This is a genomic window from Rhodanobacter sp. C06 (assembly GCF_002001105.1).
Lineage (GTDB): Bacteria > Pseudomonadota > Gammaproteobacteria > Xanthomonadales > Rhodanobacteraceae > Rhodanobacter_A.
Genome location: NZ_MUNP01000034.1, coordinates 118894 through 139044 on the forward strand (window position 1 = coordinate 118894; position 20151 = coordinate 139044).

At 68.0% G+C, this 20151-nt stretch carries 16 protein-coding genes; 4 read left to right on the plus strand and 12 right to left on the minus strand.

Annotation, left to right across the window (positions count from 1 at the left end; translation table 11 throughout):
• Positions 1-2: 2 nt before the first annotated feature.
• From B0E52_RS04275 to B0E52_RS04285, 3 genes are all read right to left on the minus strand, one after another.
• Positions 3-716: an alanyl-tRNA editing protein gene (locus tag B0E52_RS04275; protein ID WP_077482119.1), complete on the minus strand. Its 714-nt coding sequence runs from the start codon at positions 714-716 to the stop codon at positions 3-5.
• A gap of 15 nt (positions 717-731) precedes the next feature.
• A complete protein-coding gene (locus B0E52_RS04280; protein ID WP_077482121.1) occupies positions 732-2720 on the minus strand; it encodes an acetyl/propionyl/methylcrotonyl-CoA carboxylase subunit alpha in 1989 nt (662 codons plus the stop codon).
• 106 nt (positions 2721-2826) lie between these two features.
• A complete protein-coding gene (locus B0E52_RS04285) occupies positions 2827-3618 on the minus strand; it encodes an enoyl-CoA hydratase/isomerase family protein (RefSeq protein WP_077482122.1) in 792 nt (263 codons plus the stop codon).
• Between the two features lie 124 nt (positions 3619-3742).
• Here B0E52_RS04285 and B0E52_RS04290 point away from each other — a divergent pair, with 124 nt between their 5' ends.
• The 3 genes from B0E52_RS04290 to B0E52_RS04300 are packed head-to-tail and all read left to right on the plus strand — an operon-like array spanning position 3743 to position 6164.
• Positions 3743-3988 (plus strand): FeoA family protein, encoded by a 246-nt coding sequence (locus tag B0E52_RS04290; RefSeq protein ID WP_077482169.1) that lies wholly within the window; start codon positions 3743-3745, stop codon positions 3986-3988.
• Positions 3985-5826 carry a ferrous iron transporter B gene (locus B0E52_RS04295; protein ID WP_077482124.1) on the plus strand — a complete coding sequence of 614 codons (1842 nt, stop codon included), beginning with the start codon at positions 3985-3987 and terminating at the stop codon, positions 5824-5826. The genes B0E52_RS04290 and B0E52_RS04295 overlap by 4 nt, the downstream gene beginning before the upstream one ends.
• Positions 5823-6164, plus strand: a complete 342-nt coding sequence (locus B0E52_RS04300) for a DUF6587 family protein (protein WP_077482126.1) — start codon at positions 5823-5825, stop codon at positions 6162-6164. Before B0E52_RS04295 ends, B0E52_RS04300 begins: the two co-directional genes overlap by 4 nt.
• Positions 6165-6211: 47 nt before the next feature.
• Here the strand turns inward: B0E52_RS04300 and B0E52_RS04305 are convergent, their stop codons facing one another.
• The 5 genes from B0E52_RS04305 to B0E52_RS04325 form a co-directional block, all read right to left on the minus strand.
• Positions 6212-7612 carry a J domain-containing protein gene (locus tag B0E52_RS04305; protein WP_077482128.1) on the minus strand — a complete coding sequence of 467 codons (1401 nt, stop codon included), beginning with the start codon at positions 7610-7612 and terminating at the stop codon, positions 6212-6214.
• Positions 7612-9303, minus strand: a complete 1692-nt coding sequence (locus B0E52_RS04310; protein ID WP_077482130.1) for a molecular chaperone HscC — start codon at positions 9301-9303, stop codon at positions 7612-7614. Before B0E52_RS04310 ends, B0E52_RS04305 begins: the two co-directional genes overlap by 1 nt.
• A 44-nt stretch (positions 9304-9347) precedes the next feature.
• Positions 9348-10955: a carboxyl transferase domain-containing protein gene (locus tag B0E52_RS04315; protein ID WP_077482132.1), complete on the minus strand. Its 1608-nt coding sequence runs from the start codon at positions 10953-10955 to the stop codon at positions 9348-9350.
• Between the two features lie 279 nt (positions 10956-11234).
• Positions 11235-11618 (minus strand): hypothetical protein, encoded by a 384-nt coding sequence (locus B0E52_RS04320; RefSeq protein WP_077482134.1) that lies wholly within the window; start codon positions 11616-11618, stop codon positions 11235-11237.
• Positions 11619-11782: 164 nt separating this feature from the next.
• A complete protein-coding gene (locus B0E52_RS04325) occupies positions 11783-12967 on the minus strand; it encodes an acetyl-CoA C-acyltransferase (protein WP_077482136.1) in 1185 nt (394 codons plus the stop codon).
• A 302-nt stretch (positions 12968-13269) separates the two neighbouring features.
• Here B0E52_RS04325 and B0E52_RS04330 point away from each other — a divergent pair, with 302 nt between their 5' ends.
• A complete protein-coding gene (locus B0E52_RS04330) occupies positions 13270-15975 on the plus strand; it encodes an autotransporter serine protease (RefSeq protein ID WP_254426698.1) in 2706 nt (901 codons plus the stop codon).
• A 65-nt stretch (positions 15976-16040) separates the two neighbouring features.
• Here B0E52_RS04330 and B0E52_RS04335 read toward each other — a convergent pair whose 3' ends face one another.
• From B0E52_RS04335 to B0E52_RS04350, 4 genes are all read right to left on the minus strand, one after another.
• Positions 16041-16910 carry a DoxX family membrane protein gene (locus B0E52_RS04335; protein WP_139351580.1) on the minus strand — a complete coding sequence of 290 codons (870 nt, stop codon included), beginning with the start codon at positions 16908-16910 and terminating at the stop codon, positions 16041-16043.
• Positions 16911-17000: 90 nt separating this feature from the next.
• Positions 17001-17816, minus strand: coding sequence for a DeoR/GlpR family DNA-binding transcription regulator (locus tag B0E52_RS04340; RefSeq protein ID WP_077482142.1), 816 nt, complete (start codon positions 17814-17816; stop codon positions 17001-17003).
• A complete protein-coding gene (locus B0E52_RS04345; protein ID WP_077482144.1) occupies positions 17813-19039 on the minus strand; it encodes an amidohydrolase family protein in 1227 nt (408 codons plus the stop codon). The genes B0E52_RS04340 and B0E52_RS04345 overlap by 4 nt, the downstream gene beginning before the upstream one ends.
• Positions 19040-19199: 160 nt before the next feature.
• Positions 19200-20117 (minus strand): fructose-bisphosphate aldolase, encoded by a 918-nt coding sequence (locus B0E52_RS04350; RefSeq protein ID WP_077482146.1) that lies wholly within the window; start codon positions 20115-20117, stop codon positions 19200-19202.
• Between the last annotated feature and the right edge of the window lie 34 nt (positions 20118-20151).

Genomic DNA, 20151 nt, shown 5'->3' on the forward strand with positions numbered 1-20151 from the left:
GTTCAATCCGCGAAAGTCACGGCCACACGCTTGTTGTGGCTGCCCTTGTTCTCGATCTTGCTCACACGCAGCGCGCCGACTTCGCCGGTGCGCGCCACGTGGGTGCCGCCGCAGGGCTGCAGGTCCACGCCCTCGATCTCCACCAGGCGGATCTGCGGCAGGTGCAGCGGTGGGGTGACCGACATGGTGCGGATCAGCTCCGGCCGCGCGGCCAGTTCGGCGCCACTGATGTGGCTGATGTGCAGCGGCGCGTCGGCGGCCACCAGGCGCTCAAGGCCTGCGTTGAGCGCGTCCGCGTCGAGCGCGAGGTCGAGGCCGTCGAGGTCGAAGTCCAGCCGGCCGCCGCGGTCGGTGAGGTTGCCGCCGGTGACGCCGGCCTTGATCAGCGAACCAAGCAGGTGCAAGCCCGTGTGCATGCGCATGTGGCGGTGGCGGCGTTCCCAGTCCAGCGTCAGCGTGACGGCGGTGCCCGGCGCCAGCCGTGGCACGTCGGTGGGGAGCTGGTGCAGGATCTCGCGTGTCTCGCGGTCGCGGCGAGTGTCGAGGATGGGCCAGCTGCGCCCGTCGGCGAGGCGCAGCGTGCCCGTGTCGCCCGGCTGGCCGCCGCCGACCGGGTAGCAGACCGTGTCGGCCAGCACCAGGCCGGTCTCGTCGTGGCGCAGCACCTGCGTCGCGCATTCGCGCAGATAGGGATCGCGATAGAACAATTCGGCCACGGCGGCTTTCCTCGGTCAGCTGGCGAAGCGCACCAGCACCGCGTCGGCCTCGACGAAATCGCCTTGCTCGGCCGACACGTTCTCGATGGTGCCGGCGCGGGGCGCCTTCAAGGCCAGCTCCATCTTCATCGCCTCCATCACCAGCAGTTCCTGGCCTTCCGCGACGCTGTCGCCGGGCTTGGCCTTCACCAGCACGATGCGGCCGGGCATGGGCGCGATGACCTGGTTGCCGCCGCTGCTGTCGCGGGATTTCCAGGCATAGGCAGCGGCGCGGTCGAGGCGCCAGCGGCGGCCGGCGGCATCGTGCAGCAGCACGCGGCGGGCGTTGCTGCGCAGCGCGTGGCGTTCGGACTCGCCGTCGTAGCGGGCGCTGAGCGCGCCGTCGTCCAGCCGTGCGCCATGCACGTCACAGCTGGCTTCGCCGTGGCGCAATGCATAGTCGCCGGCATGGCCGTGCGCCTCGATCTCGAAACGCGACTCGCCGCGCGTGAAGGCAACGACGCGCTTGCCGGCATGGCCTACGCGCCACGCGTCGGCGCTGGCCCAGGGCGAGTGCGGATCGGCGGGGTTCGCCGCGACCTGCGCTTCGTCGTGCAGCAGGGCCGCGGTGGCAGCAGCGAACAGCGTGCGTGGGTCGGGCTCGCGATGGCCGGTGACGAATTCGTCGAGATGGCGGTCGAGGTAGCCCGTGTCGATGCGCGCCTCGACGACGGCCGGATGTCGCGCCAGCCGTTCGAGGAAGGCGATGTTGGATTTCGGGCCTTCGATTTCGCACTCGGCCAGCGCCTGGCGCAGGCGTTCCAGTGCCTGTGGGCGATCGGCATCCCACACGATCAACTTGGCGATCATCGGGTCGTAGAAGATCGTCACCGTGTCGCCCTCGATCACGCCGCCATCGAGGCGCACGTGGCGCGACGGCGCGGGCAGGCGCAGGGTTTGCAACTTGCCCGAACCGGGCAGGAAGTTCTGCTCGGGGTCTTCGGCGTAGATGCGCACCTCGATGGCATGGCCGTGCGAAACCACCTCGTCCTGCGTGAGCGGCAGCGCTTCGCCGTGGGCGACACGCAACTGCCATTCGACGAGATCGACATCGTGGGTCAACTCGGTGACCGGATGCTCGACCTGCAGGCGGGTGTTCATCTCCATGAAGTGGAAATCGCCCTTGGGCCCCACGATGAATTCCACCGTGCCCGCGCCCACGTAGTTCACGGCGCGCGCGGCGGCGACGGCGGCTTCGCCCATCGCGGCGCGCTTCTCGGGCGTGAGGAAGGGTGAGGGCGTTTCCTCCAGCACCTTCTGGTAGCGGCGCTGCGCCGAGCATTCGCGTTCGCCGAGATGGATGACGTGGCCGTGGCGGTCGCCGAACACCTGGAACTCGATATGGCGCGGCTGCTCGATGTAGCGCTCCAGCAGCATGCTGGCGTCGCCGAACACGGCCAGCGCCACGCGCTGCGCGGTGGCCAGCGCCTCGGGGAATTCGGCGTCGGAGCGCACGATCTGCATGCCCTTGCCGCCGCCGCCCGCCGAGGGCTTGATGATCAGCGGGTAGCCGACTTCGTGCGCGCGCTCGGCGAGGAAGGCGTTGTCCTGGTTGTCGCCGTCGTAGCCGGGCACCAGCGGCACGGCGTGCTTCGCCATCAGGTGCTTGGCGGCGGCCTTGGAACCCATCGCCTCGATGCTCTCGGGGTCGGGACCGATGAACACGATGCCGGCGTCCTGGCAGGCGCGCGAGAAGGCCGTGTTCTCCGAGAGGAAGCCGTAGCCGGGATGGATCGCCTGCGCGCCGCTCTTTTTCGCGGCCTCGAGGATCGCGGCGATGCGCAGGTAGGACTCGGCCGGGCGCGGGCCGCCGATCGGCCAGGCCTCGTCGGCCAGTCGCACGTGCTGCGCACCGCGGTCCGCTTCCGAGTACACCGCGATGCTGCGGATGCCCAGCCGGCGGCAGGTGCGGATCACGCGGCAGGCGATCTCGCCGCGGTTGGCGATCAGTACGCGTTCGAACATGCGGGTTCCTTGGCCTGGCGTGCGGTGCAAAGCCCTCGAAAATTAGCAGATGCAGACTGCCGCGCCGATGCGCAGCGCAGCAAAAGCGCGGTTTGCCGTGTGGCCGTCAGCCGGCGATCCATGCCGGCGCGCGTTTGTCGAGGAAGGCGGTGAGCCCTTCCTGACCTTCCGGCGACACGCGCAGGCGGGCGATCAACTCGGCGTTGCAGTGGTCAATGCGTTCGCTGGCGTGCTCGTCGAGGCCGCCCATGCGGAAGGCCAGCTGCTTGGCTTCCCGCTGCGCTTCGGGGCCGGCCTTGGCCAGGAGCTTGAGCGTGGAGGCCACGGCCTCATCCAGCGCCTCGGGGGCCACGACCTGGTGCAGCAGGCCGATGCGCTGCGCTTCGGTGGCGTCGAACACCTCGCCGGTGAGGAACAGCTTGCGTGCCTGGCGCAGGCCGATCGCGACGATCACGTAGGACGAGATCACCGCCGGCACCAAGCCCAGCTTCACCTCGGTGAGGCCGAACTTCGCCGCGTCCGTGCCGATCGCGATGTCGCAGCAGGCGACCAGGCCCACGCCACCGCCGTAGGCCGCGCCGTTGACGCGGGCGAGGGTGGGCTTGGGGCAGAACTGCAGGCTGCGCATCAGCCGCGCCAGGCGCAGCGAGTCGTCGCGGTTCTCCTGCTCGCTGGCGCTGGCCATGCCGCGCATCCAGTTCAAGTCGGCGCCAGCGGAGAAGCTGGCGCCGCTGCCGGTGAGCACGATGGCGCGCACCGCGGGATCGTGGCCGGCGGCCTCGATGGCGGTGCCGAGTTCGGCGATCAGCGCGTCGTCGAAGGCGTTGTGCACCTCGGGGCGGTGCATCGCCAGCGTGCGCACGCCGGCACGGTCGGTGATCTGTACGGAAGAAGACATCGGTGGATCCAGCGTGGGGAATCCCGGCATCTTAAATCGTCATGCCACGCAGGCCAGCCGGGGCTGCAGCAAATGCGAAATGTGGCTACAATGCGAACCATTCGTATTTGTGATCGGATCGACCGTGCGCTTGTCCGACTTGCCGAAGGGTGCCCTTGCCGTGGTGGATCGCGTGGACGATGCCCATGCGGACGACCCGATCGCGCAGCGTCTGCGCGACCTCGGTTTCGTCGATGGCGAGGCGGTGCGGGTGGCGGCGGTGGCGCCGATGGGCGGCGATCCGCTCTTGATCCAGATCGGCTACACGCGGTTCGCGCTGCGCCGCGCCGAGGCGGCCCGGGTCACAGTCCGGGTCGAGGTGGCTGCATGAGCGCCGACGCGCTGCGCATTGCCTTGGTGGGCAATCCGAACTGCGGCAAGACCGCGCTGTTCAACCTGCTCACCGGTGGCCGGCAGAAGGTGGCGAACTATGCCGGCGTCACCATCGAGCGCAAGGAAGGGCGCTTCGCCGCACCCTCCGGCCGCGTGCTGCAGATCCTCGACCTGCCGGGCGCCTACAGCTTCGACGCGGTCAGCCCCGACGAGCAGATCACCCGCGACGTGCTGGAGGGAAACTATCCCGGCGAGGCGCCGCCCGACCTGATCGTCTGCGTGGCTGACGCCACCAACCTGCGCCTGCACCTGCGCTTCCTGCTGGAGGTGCGGCGGCTGGGCCGCCCCGTGGTGCTGGCACTGAACATGATGGATGCGGCACGCCGGCGCGGCATCGTCATCGACGTGGCGGAGCTGTCGCGCCGGCTGGGTCTGCCGGTGGTGGAAACCGTGGCGGTGCAGCGCGGCGGTGCGTGGGCGCTGCTGGAGCGCGTGGACGGCGAGCTGCCGCAGCCCGCCCCGGCGCAGGCCGACGATGCGGCCAGCCGCGCCGACCTGCACTCGCAAGTGCGCGAGCTGCTCGCCGCCACCGTGAGCATGCCGCGCCAGACGGCGGCGCTGGACGACGCGCTGGACCGCTGGGCGCTGCATCCGGTATTCGGCCTCGCCATCCTCGCGGTGGTGATGTTCCTGGTGTTCCAGGCGGTGTATGCCGCCGGCAAGCCGATGAGCGACCTGATCGGCGACGGTTTCGCATGGCTGGGCGGGCATGTCGCCGCACTGTTGCCGGCCGGCCCGCTGCAGAGCCTGGTGGTGGACGGCATCTTCGGCGGACTGGGCACCGTGCTCGGCTTCCTGCCGGTGATCCTGGTGTTGTTCTTCTTCATCCTGATGTTGGAGGAGTCCGGCTATCTGCCGCGCGCAGCCTTCCTGCTGGATCGGCTGATGCTGTCGGTGGGGCTGACCGGGCGCTCGTTCATCCCGCTGCTCTCCAGCTTCGCCTGCGCGATCCCCGGCATCATGGGCACGCGCAGCATCCAGGATCCGCGCGACCGCCTCGCCACCATCCTGGTAGCGCCGCTGATGACCTGCTCGGCACGGCTGCCGGTGTACGCGCTGCTGATCGCGGCCTTCATCCCCGCGCACCGCGTCCTCGACCTGTTCAACCTGCAGGGACTGGTGCTGTTCGCGCTGTACCTCGCGGGCATCCTCGGCGCGATGGCGGTGGCCTGGGTGATGAAGCACCTGCATCGCGACCGCAGCGAGCACGCGCTGCTGATGGAGCTGCCCGCGTATCGCCTGCCCAAGCTGCGCGACGTGTGGATCGGCTTGTACGAGCGCGGCGCGATCTTCATGAAGCGGCTGACCGGTGTGATCCTCGCGCTGACCGTGCTGATGTGGTTCCTCTCCACCTTCCCGGGCGCGCCGGCGGGCGCGACCCTGCCGGCGATCGACTACAGCTTCGCCGGCTACATCGGTCGCGGGCTCGCGCACATCTTCACGCCGATCGGTTTCAACTGGCAGATGAGCCTGGCCCTGATCCCGGCGTTCGCCGCGCGCGAAACCGCGGTGGCGGCGCTGGCCACCGTCTACATGGTCGGCGGCGACGTGGCAGGTAGCGGGCTGACACACGCGCTGGCGAGCCAGATCTCGCTGCCCAGCGCGCTGTCGCTGCTGGTGTGGTTCGCCTACGCGCCGCAGTGCATGTCCACGCTGGCGATCATCAAGCGCGAAACGGCATCGTGGCGCAACGTGGCGATCTCGTTCGGCTACATGTTCGCGATGGCCTACGCGGCCTCCTTCCTGACCTACCAGATCGCGAGTGCACTGACATGAGCACCGGCCTGCTGATCCAGTACATCGTGCTCGGCCTGATCGTGGCGGCCAGCGTGCTGGTGCTGGTACGCAAGCTGGCGCCGCAGTTCAGCAACCGCTGGCTGGCAGCGTGGTCGATCCGGCTGTCGCGACGCGATTCGCGATTGGCGAAGGCGCTGGGCCGCCGCCTGCAGCCGAAGCAGGCCACCGGCAGTTGCGCCGACGGCTGCTCCACCTGCGGCGCCTGCGGGCCGAAGCCGCCAGCATCCGCTGCTTCGCGTGGCACCGGCGCCTCCTCCGATCAGGTGCGTGCGGTCGCGGAATCCATGCCGTTGCATTTCCGCTCGCGCGGGCATTGATCCGCGCCATCCTGTTTTCGATGTGAACCATCGTGGTTGCGTCGAACTCAGCGAGACGCCGTCTGGCGTATCCGCAAGCGATGCCGTTGGCGCCAGAGATCCATGCCCCAGAGCAGCATGGCCGTTGCGGCGGCCAGCGCAGGGTAGGTGGCTCCGGCGTAGGTGTGGCCGGCATCTTTCAACAGCGACTGGGCCAGCATGAAGAGGCCCCACAAGCCAAACCACATCAGTCGTGAGTTGATGCGCAGCGACGCGGTGTTGCGGCGCCGCAGCCGCCGAAACGCCAACCACAGTGCCACGAGCGCAAATACGAAAGCTGGCACGAGGGCATCCGCTTCACCAAACGCGAACGCGGCTGCGCAGAACACCGGCACCAGCAGCAGGTTGAGCCAGGGCCAGCGGGCCGGCTGGTATTCCGGCATCGCATGCCAGCGGTCCAGCGGCAGCATGAGCATGAGCAGGCCCCATAGTGCGCAAGGCGCGGCGGGCAGGCCGAAGCACCACCAGAACGCGGTCCGGTTGAAATGATCGGGCGGCATGCGCATCCATACACCGGACAGCAGCCCAAGCAGCAGCCCGGCGAGCAGCGTGGTGGCGCAGCGCATGGCGCCGAGCTGGAGTCGCTCTTTGCTGATGTGGCTGGGGTCGGTAGCTTTCAGCCAGAATCGAATCTGATTCTGATCGCAGGGTTCAGGCAAGTCCTCGGGGTGGCCCAAGCTCACCTGTCGGATGGACTGCGCGTACGACGAAGCCTCGTTGGCTACCAGCCCGATCCGGGCCACTTGCATCCAGTGCAGCGGGCGCGTCAGTCGTTCCAAGGTGAGGTCCAGCTCGCACCGTTCGCTGTGCAGGCGCAACCTCATCCGTTCGGCCAGTGCATCGCGATGTGCTGGCTGCAGTTCCCAAGCCAGCTGCATGCGTCGCAGCAGTCGCTGCAGGCGCAACGCATCGTGGCCAGGGTGCGTCTGATTCATGTCGAAGAATGCCAGCAGCACCTTGATGCAGGCCGGCGACATCGGGGGCACGTTTCGATCGAGCTGCGCGAACAATTCGTAGCCCACGCGGTTCTTCATGCGCAACGACCACAGGGCGGGTTGTTCCCCCAGCCAAGTGTTGAGCTGCGCCGCGTCACCCTTGGCGGCAAGGGCCAGCAGTTCAGTGAAGAAGAGATCGAACGAGAAGGTGACGGTTCCCAGTGGCGCATTTGCCATCGCGGAAGGAAGGTCGTCGGCCGGAGTCACCGGTTTCCGTTCCAGCTCATGATGGGGTTTCGTGGCAACTGTCTTGCGTCGACATTGCGCCAGCGCGGCCTGATAGGTCGCGTGCAGGCGCTGGAAGCCCTCCGGATCACTGTCGGGGCGGGTGTCGCGCAGGCGTTGCGCGTAGGCGCGCTTGACCATGCGTTCGTCGGCGTCCTCCGGCAGGCCGAGCTGCTCGAACGGAGACATCAGGATTGTTCTAGCGCGTCCAGCGCGCGTTCTAGCTCGCGCCGGTGTTCGCGTATCAACTGGTCGTGCTGTGTCTCGACCACGGCGCGGAAATTGGTGATCCACGCCTGCAGTTGGGCACGCGCGTGCAAGTGCTCCTCGTACAGGCGTTCGGCGCGGGCGAGCAGGGCGATGTTCTCCTGCTTGTCGCGCGGATGGATCTTCAGCTCGGCCAGCGCGGCCAATCGTTGGCGGATCTGTTCGGAATCGAGCAGAAGGCCGGGATTGTGCTGCAGCAGCAGCTCGTAGTGCCTGCCGGTGGCCCGGACGGTAGCTTCCACCTGCAGCACGCCGTTGATGTCGTAGGTGAAGCGCAGCACCACCTCGTTCTCTGCGATCGGCAGGCGCGGATCGATGTCCACCTCCAGCTCTCCGAGCTTGATGTTGTTCGCCACCATCGGGTTTTCGCCCTGGTACACGTTGAGCTGCAGAGCCTTCTGCTGCGGCTGCGCGGGCCAGAACGATTCCTCGCGGCTGGTCGGCACCGTGCTGTTGCGATGGATGATCGGATGGAAGTAGCCGGGATGCAGTTGGCCATCGCCGTCGCGGCGCGTCACTTCGGTGCCCAGCGTGTAGGGGCAGACGTCGGTGAGGATCACTTCGTCGAGCCGCTGGTCACGCGCCTTCATGCCAGCCGCCACGCAGGAGCCAAGCGCGATGGCTTCGTCGGGGTGGACATGGCGCAATGGCAGGCGCCCGAACATGCGCGACACCATGCGCGCGACCATGGGCATGCGGCTGGCGCCGCCCACCAGCACGATGTCGTCGATCTGTTCCGGCTGCAGCCGCGCATCGCGCATCGCGCGTTCCAGCGGCGTGCGCATGCGCTGCAGCAGGGGCTCGGAGAGCTTGGCGAAGCGCTCCTGGTCGATCCGCCAATCGACGGCGTGTTCGCCCAGCTGCCCGGTGACGCGCACTTCCGCCCGCTGGCTCAGCTCACGCTTGGCGATTTCCAGCCAGCGGCGCAATTGGCCGCGCTGCGTGTTGGGGAAGCTGCCGGCGGGCAGGCCGAGATCGCCGAGGAAAGCGGTTTCCAGCATGTCGAGGAAATCCTCGCCGCCGAGGAAGTTGTCGCCGGCGCTCGCGTGAACCTCGACCACGCCTTCGAACATCTCCAGCACGGACACGTCGAAGGTGCCGCCGCCCAGGTCGAGCACCACGAAGCGCGAACCGTCCGGGCGCTCCTGCAAGCCGTAGGCGAGTGCGGCGGCCGTGGGCTCGTTGATCAGGCGTTCGACGCGGATGCCTGCGAGTTCGCCGGCGGTGCGCGTGGCCTTGCGCTGGGCATCGGAGAAATAGGCGGGGACGCTGATGACGGCCTCGTGGATCTTCTCGCCCAGCGCGGCTTCCGCATCGGCCAGCAGCGAACGCAATACCAGGGCAGAAAGCTCCTCGGGGCGGAACACGCGCTGGCCCAGTCGTGTCTCGCGCGCGCTGCCCATCCAGCGCTTGAAGTTGGCCACGCTGGACTCCGGGTGGCTGACGAGGCGATCCCGCGCGGCTTGGCCGACTAGCACATGGCCTTCATCGTCGATCGCTACGACCGATGGCGTGAGCAGACTGCCGAGTGGATTGGCGAACAGCCGCGGCCCGTCGGCGTCGTAGCGGCCGATGAGCGAATGGGTGGTGCCGAGATCGATACCGACGATCATCCGTGAGATATCCCCTGTTGGTATGCCGAAACCGAACGCAGCGCTTACATGCGGAACACCCCGTAACGCTGCGGTTCGATCGGCGCGTTCATCGACGCGGAAATCGCCAACCCCAGCACGCGGCGGGTATCGGCCGGATCGATGATGCCGTCGTCCCACAGCCGCGCACTGGCGTAGTACGGATGGCCCTGGCGCTCGTACTGCTCGCGGATCGGCGCCTTGAAGGCGTCCTCTTCTTCCGCGCTCCAGGACTTGCCGGCGGCTTCGATGCCATCGCGCTTGACCGTGGCCAGCACCGAGGCCGCCTGCTCGCCGCCCATCACGCTGATGCGCGCATTCGGCCACATCCACAGGAAGCGGGCGCCGTAGGCGCGGCCGCACATCGCGTAGTTGCCGGCGCCGAAGCTGCCGCCGATCACCACGGTGAACTTCGGCACGTGCGAGCAGGCCACCGCGGTGACCATCTTCGCGCCGTCCTTGGCGATGCCGGCCTGCTCGTACTTCTTGCCGACCATGAAGCCGGTGATGTTCTGCAGGAACACCAGCGGCACGTTGCGCTGGTTGCACAGCTCGATGAAGTGCGCACCCTTGAGCGCGCTCTCGGCGAACAGGATGCCGTTGTTGGCGACGATACCCACCGGGTAGCCGTGGATATGCGCGAAGCCGCAGACCAGGGTCTTGCCGTAGCGCGCCTTGAATTCGTGGAACTCGGAACCGTCGACGATGCGCGCGATCACTTCGCGGATGTCGAACGGGCGGCGGGTGTCCTCGGGAATCACGCCGTACAGTTCCTCGACCGGGTATTTCGGCTCCACCGGCTCGGCCAATGCAAGCGGCATCGCCTTCTTCCGGTTGAGCGAGGCCACGATGTCGCGCGCGATGGCGAGCGCATGTGCATCGTTCTCGGCGTAGTGGTCGGCGACGCCGGAAATGGAAGTATGGACGTCTGCGCCGCCCAGTGTCTCGGCATCCACCACCTCGCCGGTGGCGGCTTTCACCAGCGGCGGCCCGCCCAGGAAAATGGTGCCCTGCTCGCGCACGATGATGGTCTCGTCGCTCATTGCCGGCACGTAGGCGCCGCCGGCGGTGCAGCTACCCATCACCACCGCGATCTGCGGGATGCCCAGCCCCGACATGCGTGCCTGGTTGTAGAAGATCCGGCCGAAATGCTCCTTGTCCGGGAATACCTCGTCCTGCAAGGGCAAGAAGGCGCCGCCGGAGTCGACCAGGTAGACGCAGGGCAGGCGGTTCTCCAGTGCCACTTCCTGCGCACGCAGGTGCTTCTTCACCGTCATCGGGAAATAGGTGCCGCCCTTCACCGTGGCGTCGTTGGCGACCACCATCACCTCGATGCCGTTGACGCGGCCGATGCCGGTGATCAGGCCGGCGGCGGGCGCTGCGTCGTCGTACATGCCATGCGCGGCCAGCGGCGAGAGTTCGAGGAAGGGCGAGCCGGGATCGAGCAGGGCACGAATGCGCTCGCGCGGCAGCAGCTTGCCGCGCGCGACGTGCTTCTCACGGGCCTTGGCGCCACCGCCTTCGGCGGTGTGCGCCAGTTCGCGGCGCAGTTCGTCCGTGAGCGTGCGCAACCGCTCGCTGCTGGCCTGGAACTCGGGAGTACGCGGATCGATCTGCGAGACGATGACACTCATGCGCGGCGGCCGTCGAGATGAAACCGTGGATGATAACGGCTGCGCCGCGCGGTGAAATCGCCAACCCCGAAAAGCGGTTTGGGAATGGCCGCTTTTAACGGTACGGCCAAGGACGGTCGGCCCGTTTGACTTCCGCATTCATGGACGAACGCAGGAGGTTGAAGAGTGCGGCCGAGGATGGCCGCTGTTTGACTTCCGCGTTCATGGACGGACGCACAAATACAGCCCAAAAAAACGGCCGCACGAGGCGGCCGTTTCTGGAACGATGACAAAGCAGGATCAGTGCTTCATCGCGTCCTTGGCTTTCGCAGCGGCATCCTTGGCGGCGCCGGCGGCGTCCTTCGCGGCGTCGGCAGCCTTGCTGGCGGCGTCGGAGGCGTTGTCGGCAGCGCTCTTCATCTTGTCGGCGGCGGAAGTGCCAGCTTCGGCCGGAGCGGCGGCGGTGGAAGCCGGAGCAGCGGCGGTGGAGGCCGGAGCAGCAGCCGGAGCGGCAGCGGTGGCAGCCGGAGCGGCCTGCTCGGCAGCCTTCTGCGCCTGGTCAGCGGACTGCTGCGCCTGGTCAGCAGACTGCTGGGCGTTCTGCGCGGAATCCTGCGCGCCGTTGCTGCAAGCCGCCAGCAGCGCGACGAGCGCGGAGGCGAGTAGGGTACGCGTAAACTTCATGGTGGATCTCCTTTGCCGTGGAATGCCGAATGGCCGTTTATTAATAGCGCTTTCCCGCGTCCTGCGCCATAACTTTCGGAGAGCCGCTTCAGACTCCGTTGAAAGCCGGTTCAACGCGCTTTCAGCGGAGGAGTATCGGAACGCCGTCGTTACGGCTGCGTGATTCAGTCCAGGCATTCCACCGCGATCGCCGTGGCCTCGCCGCCGCCGATGCACAGGCTGGCGATGCCGCGCTTGAGGCCGCGGGTTTTCAGGGCGTTGAGCAGGGTCACCACTAGGCGGGCGCCGCTGGCGCCGATCGGGTGTCCGAGGGCGCAGGCGCCGCCGTTGACGTTGAGCTTGTCGTGCGGAATGCCGAGTTCCCTGATCGGCGCCATCGCCACCACCGCAAAGGCCTCGTTGACCTCGAACAAGTCCACGTCCGCCACTTTCCAGCCGGCCTTGTCCAGCACCTTCTGGATCGCCGCCACCGGGGCGGTGGTGAACCATTCCGGCTCCTGCGAATGGGTGGCGTGGGCCACGATGCGGGCCAGCGGCTTGAGGCCGCGTGCCTTGGCGTCGTCGGCCGACAGCAGCACCACGGCCGCGGCGCCATCGGAGATGCTGGACGAGCTGGCGGCGGTGATGGTGCCGTTCTCCTTGCGGAAAGCGGGCTTGAGCGAGGGGATCTTGGCGATATCGGAGCGACCAGGCTGCTCGTCGGTATCCACCACCACGTCGCCCTTGCGACCGGCCACGGTGACCGGGACGATCTCGCCGGCGAATGCCCCGGACTGCTGGGCGGCCAGGGCGCGCTTCACCGATTCCGTCGCGAACGCGTCCTGCTCCTCGCGGCTGAAATGGTATTTGTCGGCGCACAACTCGCCGAACACGCCCATCGCCTTGCCGTCGTAGGGGTTGGTCAGGCCGTCCCAGGCCATGTGGTCGACCAGCTTGCCGTCGCCGTAGCGGATGCCGGTGCGCGCCTGCACCATGTGCGGCGCGTTGGTCATCGACTCCATGCCGCCAGCCACCACGATCGCCGCCGAGCCGGCCTTGATCAGGTCGTGGCCCAGCATGATCGCCTTCATGCCCGAACCGCACACCTTGTTGATCGTGGTGCAGCCGGCGGCCGGCGGCAGACCGGCCTCCAGCGAGGCCTGACGCGCCGGTGCCTGGCCGAGGTTGGCCGGCAGCACGCAGCCCATGATGACCTCGCCGATGTCGGCGGCGCCCACGCCGGACTGCTCCAGCGCGGCCTTGATCGCCGTGGCGCCCAGCTTCGGCGTGGGCACGCCGGTGAACTGGCCGAGGAAGGAGCCGATGGCGGTGCGCTTGGCACCGGCGATGACAACACTGACGTCGGACATGGGGGTCTCCGCAAACACGAATGGCGCGTGGCGCCGGGGAAGCAACCGGCCGATTATCGCAGCCGATGGCGCAGTGCGGCAAACCGGCTGGCGGCACGCGCACGGGACTTGCAATCACCTCTGGCCGGGTCGGCGTTGTGCCACACTTCGCTTCCACCGGAGCCATGCCGACAGGCGTTGCCGAGGCCGTGGCTCTTCGAGGTGGCGGGCGTCGTCCAGGGAGCAGGGGAGAGGTCATGAATTCGCAAGGGGATTGGGCCGCGTGCGGCCTGCGTTGTTGCCGGTTGGCGGCTGCCATCGGCATGGCCCTGAGTCTGGCCGCCTGCGGCGGCGGCGGGGGCGGCGGCACCGTCAAGCCGACAGCACCGGCACCCGCCTCGACTGCACCCCCGCCGCCGCCGCAGGACGCGCAGCTGTCGATCACCAACACCTACAACGCCCACAACGCCGGCTACACCGGCGCGGGCGTGACCATCGGCGTGGTGGACAGCGGCATCATGCGCAGCAACCCGACGGTGGGCGGACGAGTCACGCAGGAGCTGATCTACGTCGACCCCACGGCCAACAACACGAACATCGACGACGTGGTGGGCCACGGTACCTGGGTGTCGGAGATCGCCGCGGGCACGCCGTCCGGGAAGTTTTCCGGCGGCATCGCGCCGGGCGCCAGTCTGGTCTCCGCGCGCATCATCACCGACACCGAGCCGAAGGATGACGGTTCGGGCAACGGCAACCCGGTGACCGCCACCGATGCCGCCTTTTTCGCGCAGACGCTCAACCCCGCATTGATGCAGGCCGGGGTGAAGATCCAGAACAACTCCTGGGGCGGCATCTACTGGGATACCACCAACGCCTCGATCAATACGGCGTTCGGTCAGGCCTACCAGCCGTTCGTGCAGCAGGGCGGACTGGTGGTGTTCGCGGCAGGCAACAGCTCGCAGAGCAATCCCAGCGACATCGCCAGCCTGCCTACCGTGGCGCCGGGCCTGGGCTTGGACAAGGGCTGGCTGGTGGCGGTGGCGGTGAACAGCAACAATCCCACCCAACTGGCGAGCTATTCCAATGCTTGCGGCCGCGCGATGAGCTACTGCCTCGCCGCGCCCGGCGACGTGATCGTACTGGACAAGAACGCCACCGCCAGCACCACCAATCCGTCCTATTACATCGTCGAAGGCACCTCGTTCGCCGCACCGCAGGTATCGGGCGCGGCGGCACTGGTATGGCAGGCCTATCCGTACTTCAGCAACGATCTCGTGCGGCAGACCTTGCTCGGCACCGCCGATCCGCTGGGCGGTTCGCAGCCCAATGCCACCTTCGGCTACGGCGAGCTGGACGTGGGCCGCGCGGTGAACGGGCCGATGCAGTTCAACTGGGGCGACGTCACCGTCAGCTTCAGCGGCAGCTCGAGCTGGAACAACCCGATCTCCGGCGCGGGCGGCCTGATCAAGCAGGGCCCGGGCACGCTCAACCTTACTCAGCCGTCCAGCTACACCGGCCTGACCCAGGTGCAGGCCGGCACGTTGACCGCCAAGTCACTGGCCGGCGCGGTCACGGTGGCCAGCGGCGGCACGCTGGCGGTTGGCAGCAGCAACCTCGCGGTAGGCGGCAACTACACGCAAGCCGCGGGCGGCACCTTGGCGGTATCGCTGGGTTCGACACTGAACGTGGCCGGGACGGCCACGATCGCCGGCAACCTGCTGGTGACCGGTATCAATACGGGCTATACCGCAAATTCGCAGACCAATGTGCTGGTCGCCGCCGGCGGCCTCAGCGGCACCTTCGCCGCGTTGACCATGGCCTCGAACGTGGTGCTCACCAATACCACGCTCAATTACAACGCCACCACCGCCTGGCTCAACGTGGGGCAGGTGTCGGTAACCGCGGTACAGGGCACCAGCTACAGTGCCGCCTCGTACGGTGCGGCGCAGCGCGTGGATGCGGCGTTCGGCCAACTCAACACGCAATTGGGCACCTCCACCGCCTCGGGCACGCCGGTGGCCAGCAGCTTCGTCGCCGGCGCGGCCAGCCTGCAGCAGACCGCCACCCTGGCCAACCTGCAGCAATCGCTGGAGAGCCTGTCCGGCCAGTTGCACGCGGCCAGCACGGCGATGACCTTCGAGGCGATCGACGCGGGCACGCGCGCGCTGTCCTCGCGCTTCGACCGGTTGCTCGATGCGCCGCAGCCCGGGGCATGGACACAGAATCTCGGCTACGAAGGCGGCATGTCGCGCAGCGGATACGGCAACGTGGACTACAACCTGTCCGGCGCGCTGGTCGGGCAGGACTTCCGCGTGGACAGCAGCGGCGTGGCCGGTTTCGCGCTGAGCCAGAGCCGGAGCATGGGACTGCTGGACGCCAGCGCGGATCGCAGCTACAGCCACGCGGTGGAAGGCATGCTCTACGGCGGCACGCTACGCGGCAACTGGTACGCAATGGGGCGCCTGGGCGTGGGCTCCTACCGGGAAACCATGCGTCGCACCCTGCAACTGGGCAGCCAGTTCGGCGGCGTGGGCAGCGACAGCCGCGGCAGCTACGGCCTGGCCTACGGGGAGAGCGGCTACCGGCTGAACCTGGGCGGCGCCCGCGTGACGCCGTATGCGAGCCTGGAGTATGCGCAGATCCGCGACAGCGGCTTCGACGAACTGGGCGGCGACGGCTTCGGCCTGAAGTCCGGTGCGCTCACCACCGCGCGCTGGCAGGCGGGCCTAGGCCTGCGTGCCAGCCGCGACTGGCAGCTGGCGCGTGGCGGCAGCCTCAGCCTGCAGGGGCGACTGGCATGGCAGCAGTCCTTCGGCCTGCGAGGCGAGGCGTTCGACGCCAGCTTCACCGGCATGAACCAGTGGGCGCCGCTGGGCGGCGTCGGCCTCTCGCGCTACGGCGGCGTGACCGGCGCCACGCTGGACTGGAGCATGAGCCCGCGCAGCAACCTGACGCTGGGCTACGACCGCTACTTCGGCCAGTACAACGAGGCGACGATGGCCACCTTGAACTACCTCTGGGCGTTCTGAACCGGGCCCGGCGGCGATGCGATCGCGCATCGCCGCCGGGGTTTCAGGGTTGGCTCAAGGCACTTTCAGGGGCGCAGGCCGCGCGTCGTCCAGCCGATGCCGCGATACGAATCTGCCACCGCCGCGGCGCCTGCCGCGATCGCGCTGGACATCAGGAAGGCCGACCACGCACCGCTGTCATGCGGCTGTGCGAACAGCGGCGGCAACCAGACCAGCACGGTGATGACGCCCAGCATCGCCGCCTCCAGCGTGGCGGCCAGGCGCGGCCACAACGCGAACAGGAGGCCGATGGCGGTTGCCACGCTGCCCGCGCCGGTCAGGTATGCCCAGCCGTGCCGCCAAGGCAGCCACGCCGGCACGAAGCCGGCCGTGATGTCGGCATAGAAGTAGTGCGAAAGGCCGATCGTCGGCAGCGCCAGCACGAACAGCAGCCGCGCGTTGCGGATGCCGTTGCGGCCCGCGAGGAAGCGGCCGTCCGGTTTCGCCAGCGTGGCGAACACCACCCACGCGCCGGCGAGGATCACCGCGATCTCGCCCGCGCCCAGCCACACCGCCTCCATCGACGGCGCGTAGACGACGGCCGGCAATTTCAGCAGCACCATCCACAGCAGCGCGAACACCGCCATCGTGCCGGCGGAAACCTTCGCGAGGCGAGGGAGCAGGATGCCGATACCGGTCGCCAGCTCGACCAGCGCCGTGAGGTAGATGAAGAAGCCTTGCGCAGGCAGTTGCGCGATCGGAATGCGCTGCCAGACGCCGGCGAAATCACCGAACACCAAGCCACGCAAGCCCAGCGCGATCATCACCAGCGCCAGCAGCATTCGGCCAGGGCCGATGCCGCGCGCGGTGGAATCGTTCGCACCGATGGAGAGGCAGGCTGCCAGCCATGCGGGCACCCCTGCGCGCCTGTCGTTCACCACGGTTGCTGCAGTCATCACCCACCCTCTTGCGGAGCCGCATGAGCACAGGGCGTCGAGCGTAATCAGGGCGGTCCGCCCGGGCAACGACCACTTTGGGTGGAAATTTCAGACCAATTCGACCTGCACGCCGGCGTTGCGCAGCGCCTCGACGGTCTCGGCGGGCGCGCTGCTGTCGCTGATCACCTTGTGCAGCTGGCGCACCGGCGCGATCACCGAGAGGCTGCGCTGGCCCAGCTTGCTGGAATCCAGCACGGCGACGGTCTGCCGCGACACGCGGATCATCAGCGCGTTGAGCGCGGACTCCAGCGGGTCGGGCGTGGTCACGCCTACCTCGGGATCGAGGCCGTCCACGCCGAGGAACAGCCGGTCGGCCGACAGCTTCGCCAGCGCGTGTTCCGCATCGGGGCCGACCAGCGAATACGAGGTCTGGCGCAGCATGCCGCCCAGCATCATCACCCGGACGTGCGGCAGGCCGGACAGCTCCAGCGCGATGTTCAACGCATTGGTGATCACGGTGAGCGACTCGAACTTGCGCTGGCGGATCTGCCGCGCGATCTCCACCGTGGTGGAGCCGGAGTCGAGGATGATCGTCTCGCCCTCGCGGATCATCGCCGCCGCCGCCTGGCCGATGCGCAGCTTCTGCGCCTGGTGGCGGGTTTCCTTGATGTTGAGCGGGATGTCGCTGCTGACCGGAATCACCGGCAACGCGCCGCCATGCGAGCGCACGATCGCCGAGGCATTCGCCAGCGCCTCGAGGTCGGCGCGGATGGTCACCGCCGAGGTGGCGAACTTTTTCGCCAGCTCCTCCACCGTGGCGCGGCCGTGTTCCTCCACATGATCCACGATCAGGCGGCGGCGTTCGCCGAGCAGCAGGCGATGGCGGGGCGGGGCGGGGGGCTTGGCGGCTTGGGTTTTGCTCATGCGTCGGCAATATGCAGGAGTCGGGCGGCGTTGTCATGATAGACCTTGCGCAGCACCGCGTCCGGCAGGTTCAGGCCGTAGATCGACCAGCGCCCCTGCGGCGGTACCGGGGCGGGGGCGTAGTCGAAGTATTCGTCCTCGGTTTCGAGGAAGCGGTAGTAGATCTCGTACAGCTCGTCGCCGAACAGCTGCTGGGGCACGTCGTCGCCCCAGGGCGAGGGCACTGCGTCGGTGCCGAACAGGATGCGGTCCTGGTAGCGGTCGAAGAAGCGCTGGGCGATGCGCGGCTGGCGGCCCAGCTCGCCGATCCGCGCGCTGATGTCCACCAAGGTGTTGGGGAAGCGCGCCAGGCAGTCCTCGACGGCGGCCAGGTTTTCGGCGTTGTTGCCCACGTGCAGCAGCACGAAGGTGGTGTCCGGATGGCGCGCGATCATGCGGTTGCGCGCGGCGATCAGCTCCTGGTGGCTGGGGAATTCCGGGCCGTAGAACGACCAGTCCGGATGGTTTGCCAGCTCCTCGTAGCGTTCGTTCTCGCCGTCGGTGGGCAGGAAGAACGCCTCCGGATCCGAGACGTGCAGGAACACCGGCATGTCGTGCGCGGCGCAGGCTTCCCACATCGCATCGAAGCGGCGGTCGTCCACGCCCACCAGTGGGCCTTCGTCGATGCGCTCGCGCAGGTACAAGCCCAGCGTCTTCAGCAGCTTCAGGCCGCGCGCACCCACGCGCTTGGCATGTTCGATCGCGTCGGCCTGGCGCTGCGGATAGTTCGCTTCGGGGAACAGCGCGAACGAAGGCTCGGTGAGGGTGAGGAAGCGCCCCGGCGCGGCCTGGTCGAACAGCCGGATGCTTTCCTCCAGGCCCTTGCCGACGCCGCCGGTGAGGTTGACCAGGGTGCGCACGCCCTTGCGGTCCATCACCGGCAGCAGCGCTTCCGGCGTGCTGAACACGGTGATCTCCTCGCCCACCGACACGCCGTTGCGCACGTTCTTCGACCAGGTGAGGTGGGCGTGCACGTCGATCACCGGGAAGCGCGGACGCTCGATCAGGGTCTGCGGCACGCGCAGCATGCTGCGCGGCTTGAAATCCTTGAGCTTGAGCTCGCCCTTGCTGGCGTCCGGCGCGGTCTGCAACGGGTTCTTGCCGGCCGCTTCGATGCGCACGGTGCCGGCGCCGGTGGGCGGGGCGCAGCAAAGGCAGGATTTCTGGTGGGTCATGCTTTTCATCTTCCTCTCCCCTCCGGGGAGAGGAGCGAGGTGAGGGGCGGGTGCTTGCGATGATGAGGCTAGTGCAGATTGCTTCGTTGGGAGCATGCCGCAAGACCGGCCCCTCACCCCAACCCTCTCCCCGGCGGGGAGAGGGAGCAAGGCTCGCTCCGTGGCCGGCTCAGCGCGGGTGTTTCGCCATGATGCCGTGCACCTGGCGCACGAGGTTCACCGCCTGGTCGAACGGGCGCAACCACATGTTGCGGCCGAACATCACGCCGTTGGCGCCGGACTGCATGTAGTGCTCCACCTTGCGCAGCACCGCGTCGTCGTCGTCGTTCTTCTCGCCGCCGGAGAACAGCACCATGGTGCGGCCGGCCGAGCGCACCACGCGGGCGCAGCGGGCGGCGGAATCTTCTTGCAGCTTGTCGTACGGCGCCGGCACGTTGGCCACGCTGTCGTTCGGCTCGTGCAGCTTGACGATGTCGGCGCCCAGCTCCAGCGCCACGCGCGCGGCGTAGTCCTGTGCGTACAGCGTGTTGGTGCCGCCCTTGGCGTTGACCGCGCTGCCACGCGGGTAGGACCACAGTACCAGCGGCATGCCGTAGCGCTCGCAGTCGCGGCGCACCTGCTCGAACTGGCGGAACTCGTCGTGCTGGCGCGGCGAGCCCACGTAGATGGTGTAGCCCACCGCGTCGGCGCCCAGGCGCACCGCGTCTTCCACCGAGGCGAACAGCGGCGAGGTGGCCTCGGCGTCGCTGGGGATGTTGGTCTTGCCGTTGAGCTTGAGGATCAGCGGCACGCGACCGGCGTATTCGGTCATGTACTTCTCGGCCAGGCCAATGCCCAGCGCGATGGCAGAAAAACCGCCGGCGGCGGCGAGTTCGAACTGGTAGCTCGGATCGACGGCCGGAGGGTGGGGAAAGAAGTCGGTGGGGCCGTGCTCCAGGCCCTGGTCCAGCGGCAGCACCAGCAGGCTGCCGTTCTTCGGACCCGAGCCGTACAGCAGGCGCCACAGGCGGGCGCGCTTGCCCTGCGACAGCGCGAGTTTCGAAAACTTTTCGGAAGCTTGCGAAGGGACTTGTAAGTTCTGATTCATTTCGAATACGCTGCGGTGGTGGGCGGATGGCTTC

Bases quoted from the DNA above. Each gene is read 5' to 3' on its own strand.
- B0E52_RS04280 (WP_077482121.1), bottom strand. From the start codon at position 2,720: ATGTTCGAACGCGTACTGATCGCCAACCGCGGCGAGATCGCCTGCCGC.
- B0E52_RS04285 (WP_077482122.1), bottom strand. From the start codon at position 3,618: ATGTCTTCTTCCGTACAGATCACCGACCGTGCCGGCGTGCGCACGCTG.
- B0E52_RS04295 (WP_077482124.1), top strand. From the start codon at position 3,985: ATGAGCGCCGACGCGCTGCGCATTGCCTTGGTGGGCAATCCGAACTGC.
- B0E52_RS04300 (WP_077482126.1), top strand. From the start codon at position 5,823: ATGAGCACCGGCCTGCTGATCCAGTACATCGTGCTCGGCCTGATCGTG.
- B0E52_RS04305 (WP_077482128.1), bottom strand. From the start codon at position 7,612: ATGTCTCCGTTCGAGCAGCTCGGCCTGCCGGAGGACGCCGACGAACGC.
- B0E52_RS04310 (WP_077482130.1), bottom strand. From the start codon at position 9,303: ATGATCGTCGGTATCGATCTCGGCACCACCCATTCGCTCATCGGCCGC.
- B0E52_RS04315 (WP_077482132.1), bottom strand. From the start codon at position 10,955: ATGAGTGTCATCGTCTCGCAGATCGATCCGCGTACTCCCGAGTTCCAG.
- B0E52_RS04320 (WP_077482134.1), bottom strand. From the start codon at position 11,618: ATGAAGTTTACGCGTACCCTACTCGCCTCCGCGCTCGTCGCGCTGCTG.
- B0E52_RS04325 (WP_077482136.1), bottom strand. From the start codon at position 12,967: ATGTCCGACGTCAGTGTTGTCATCGCCGGTGCCAAGCGCACCGCCATC.
- B0E52_RS04330 (WP_254426698.1), top strand. From the start codon at position 13,270: ATGGCCCTGAGTCTGGCCGCCTGCGGCGGCGGCGGGGGCGGCGGCACC.
- B0E52_RS04335 (WP_139351580.1), bottom strand. From the start codon at position 16,910: ATGACTGCAGCAACCGTGGTGAACGACAGGCGCGCAGGGGTGCCCGCA.
- B0E52_RS04340 (WP_077482142.1), bottom strand. From the start codon at position 17,816: ATGAGCAAAACCCAAGCCGCCAAGCCCCCCGCCCCGCCCCGCCATCGC.
- B0E52_RS04345 (WP_077482144.1), bottom strand. From the start codon at position 19,039: ATGAAAAGCATGACCCACCAGAAATCCTGCCTTTGCTGCGCCCCGCCC.
- B0E52_RS04350 (WP_077482146.1), bottom strand. From the start codon at position 20,117: ATGAATCAGAACTTACAAGTCCCTTCGCAAGCTTCCGAAAAGTTTTCG.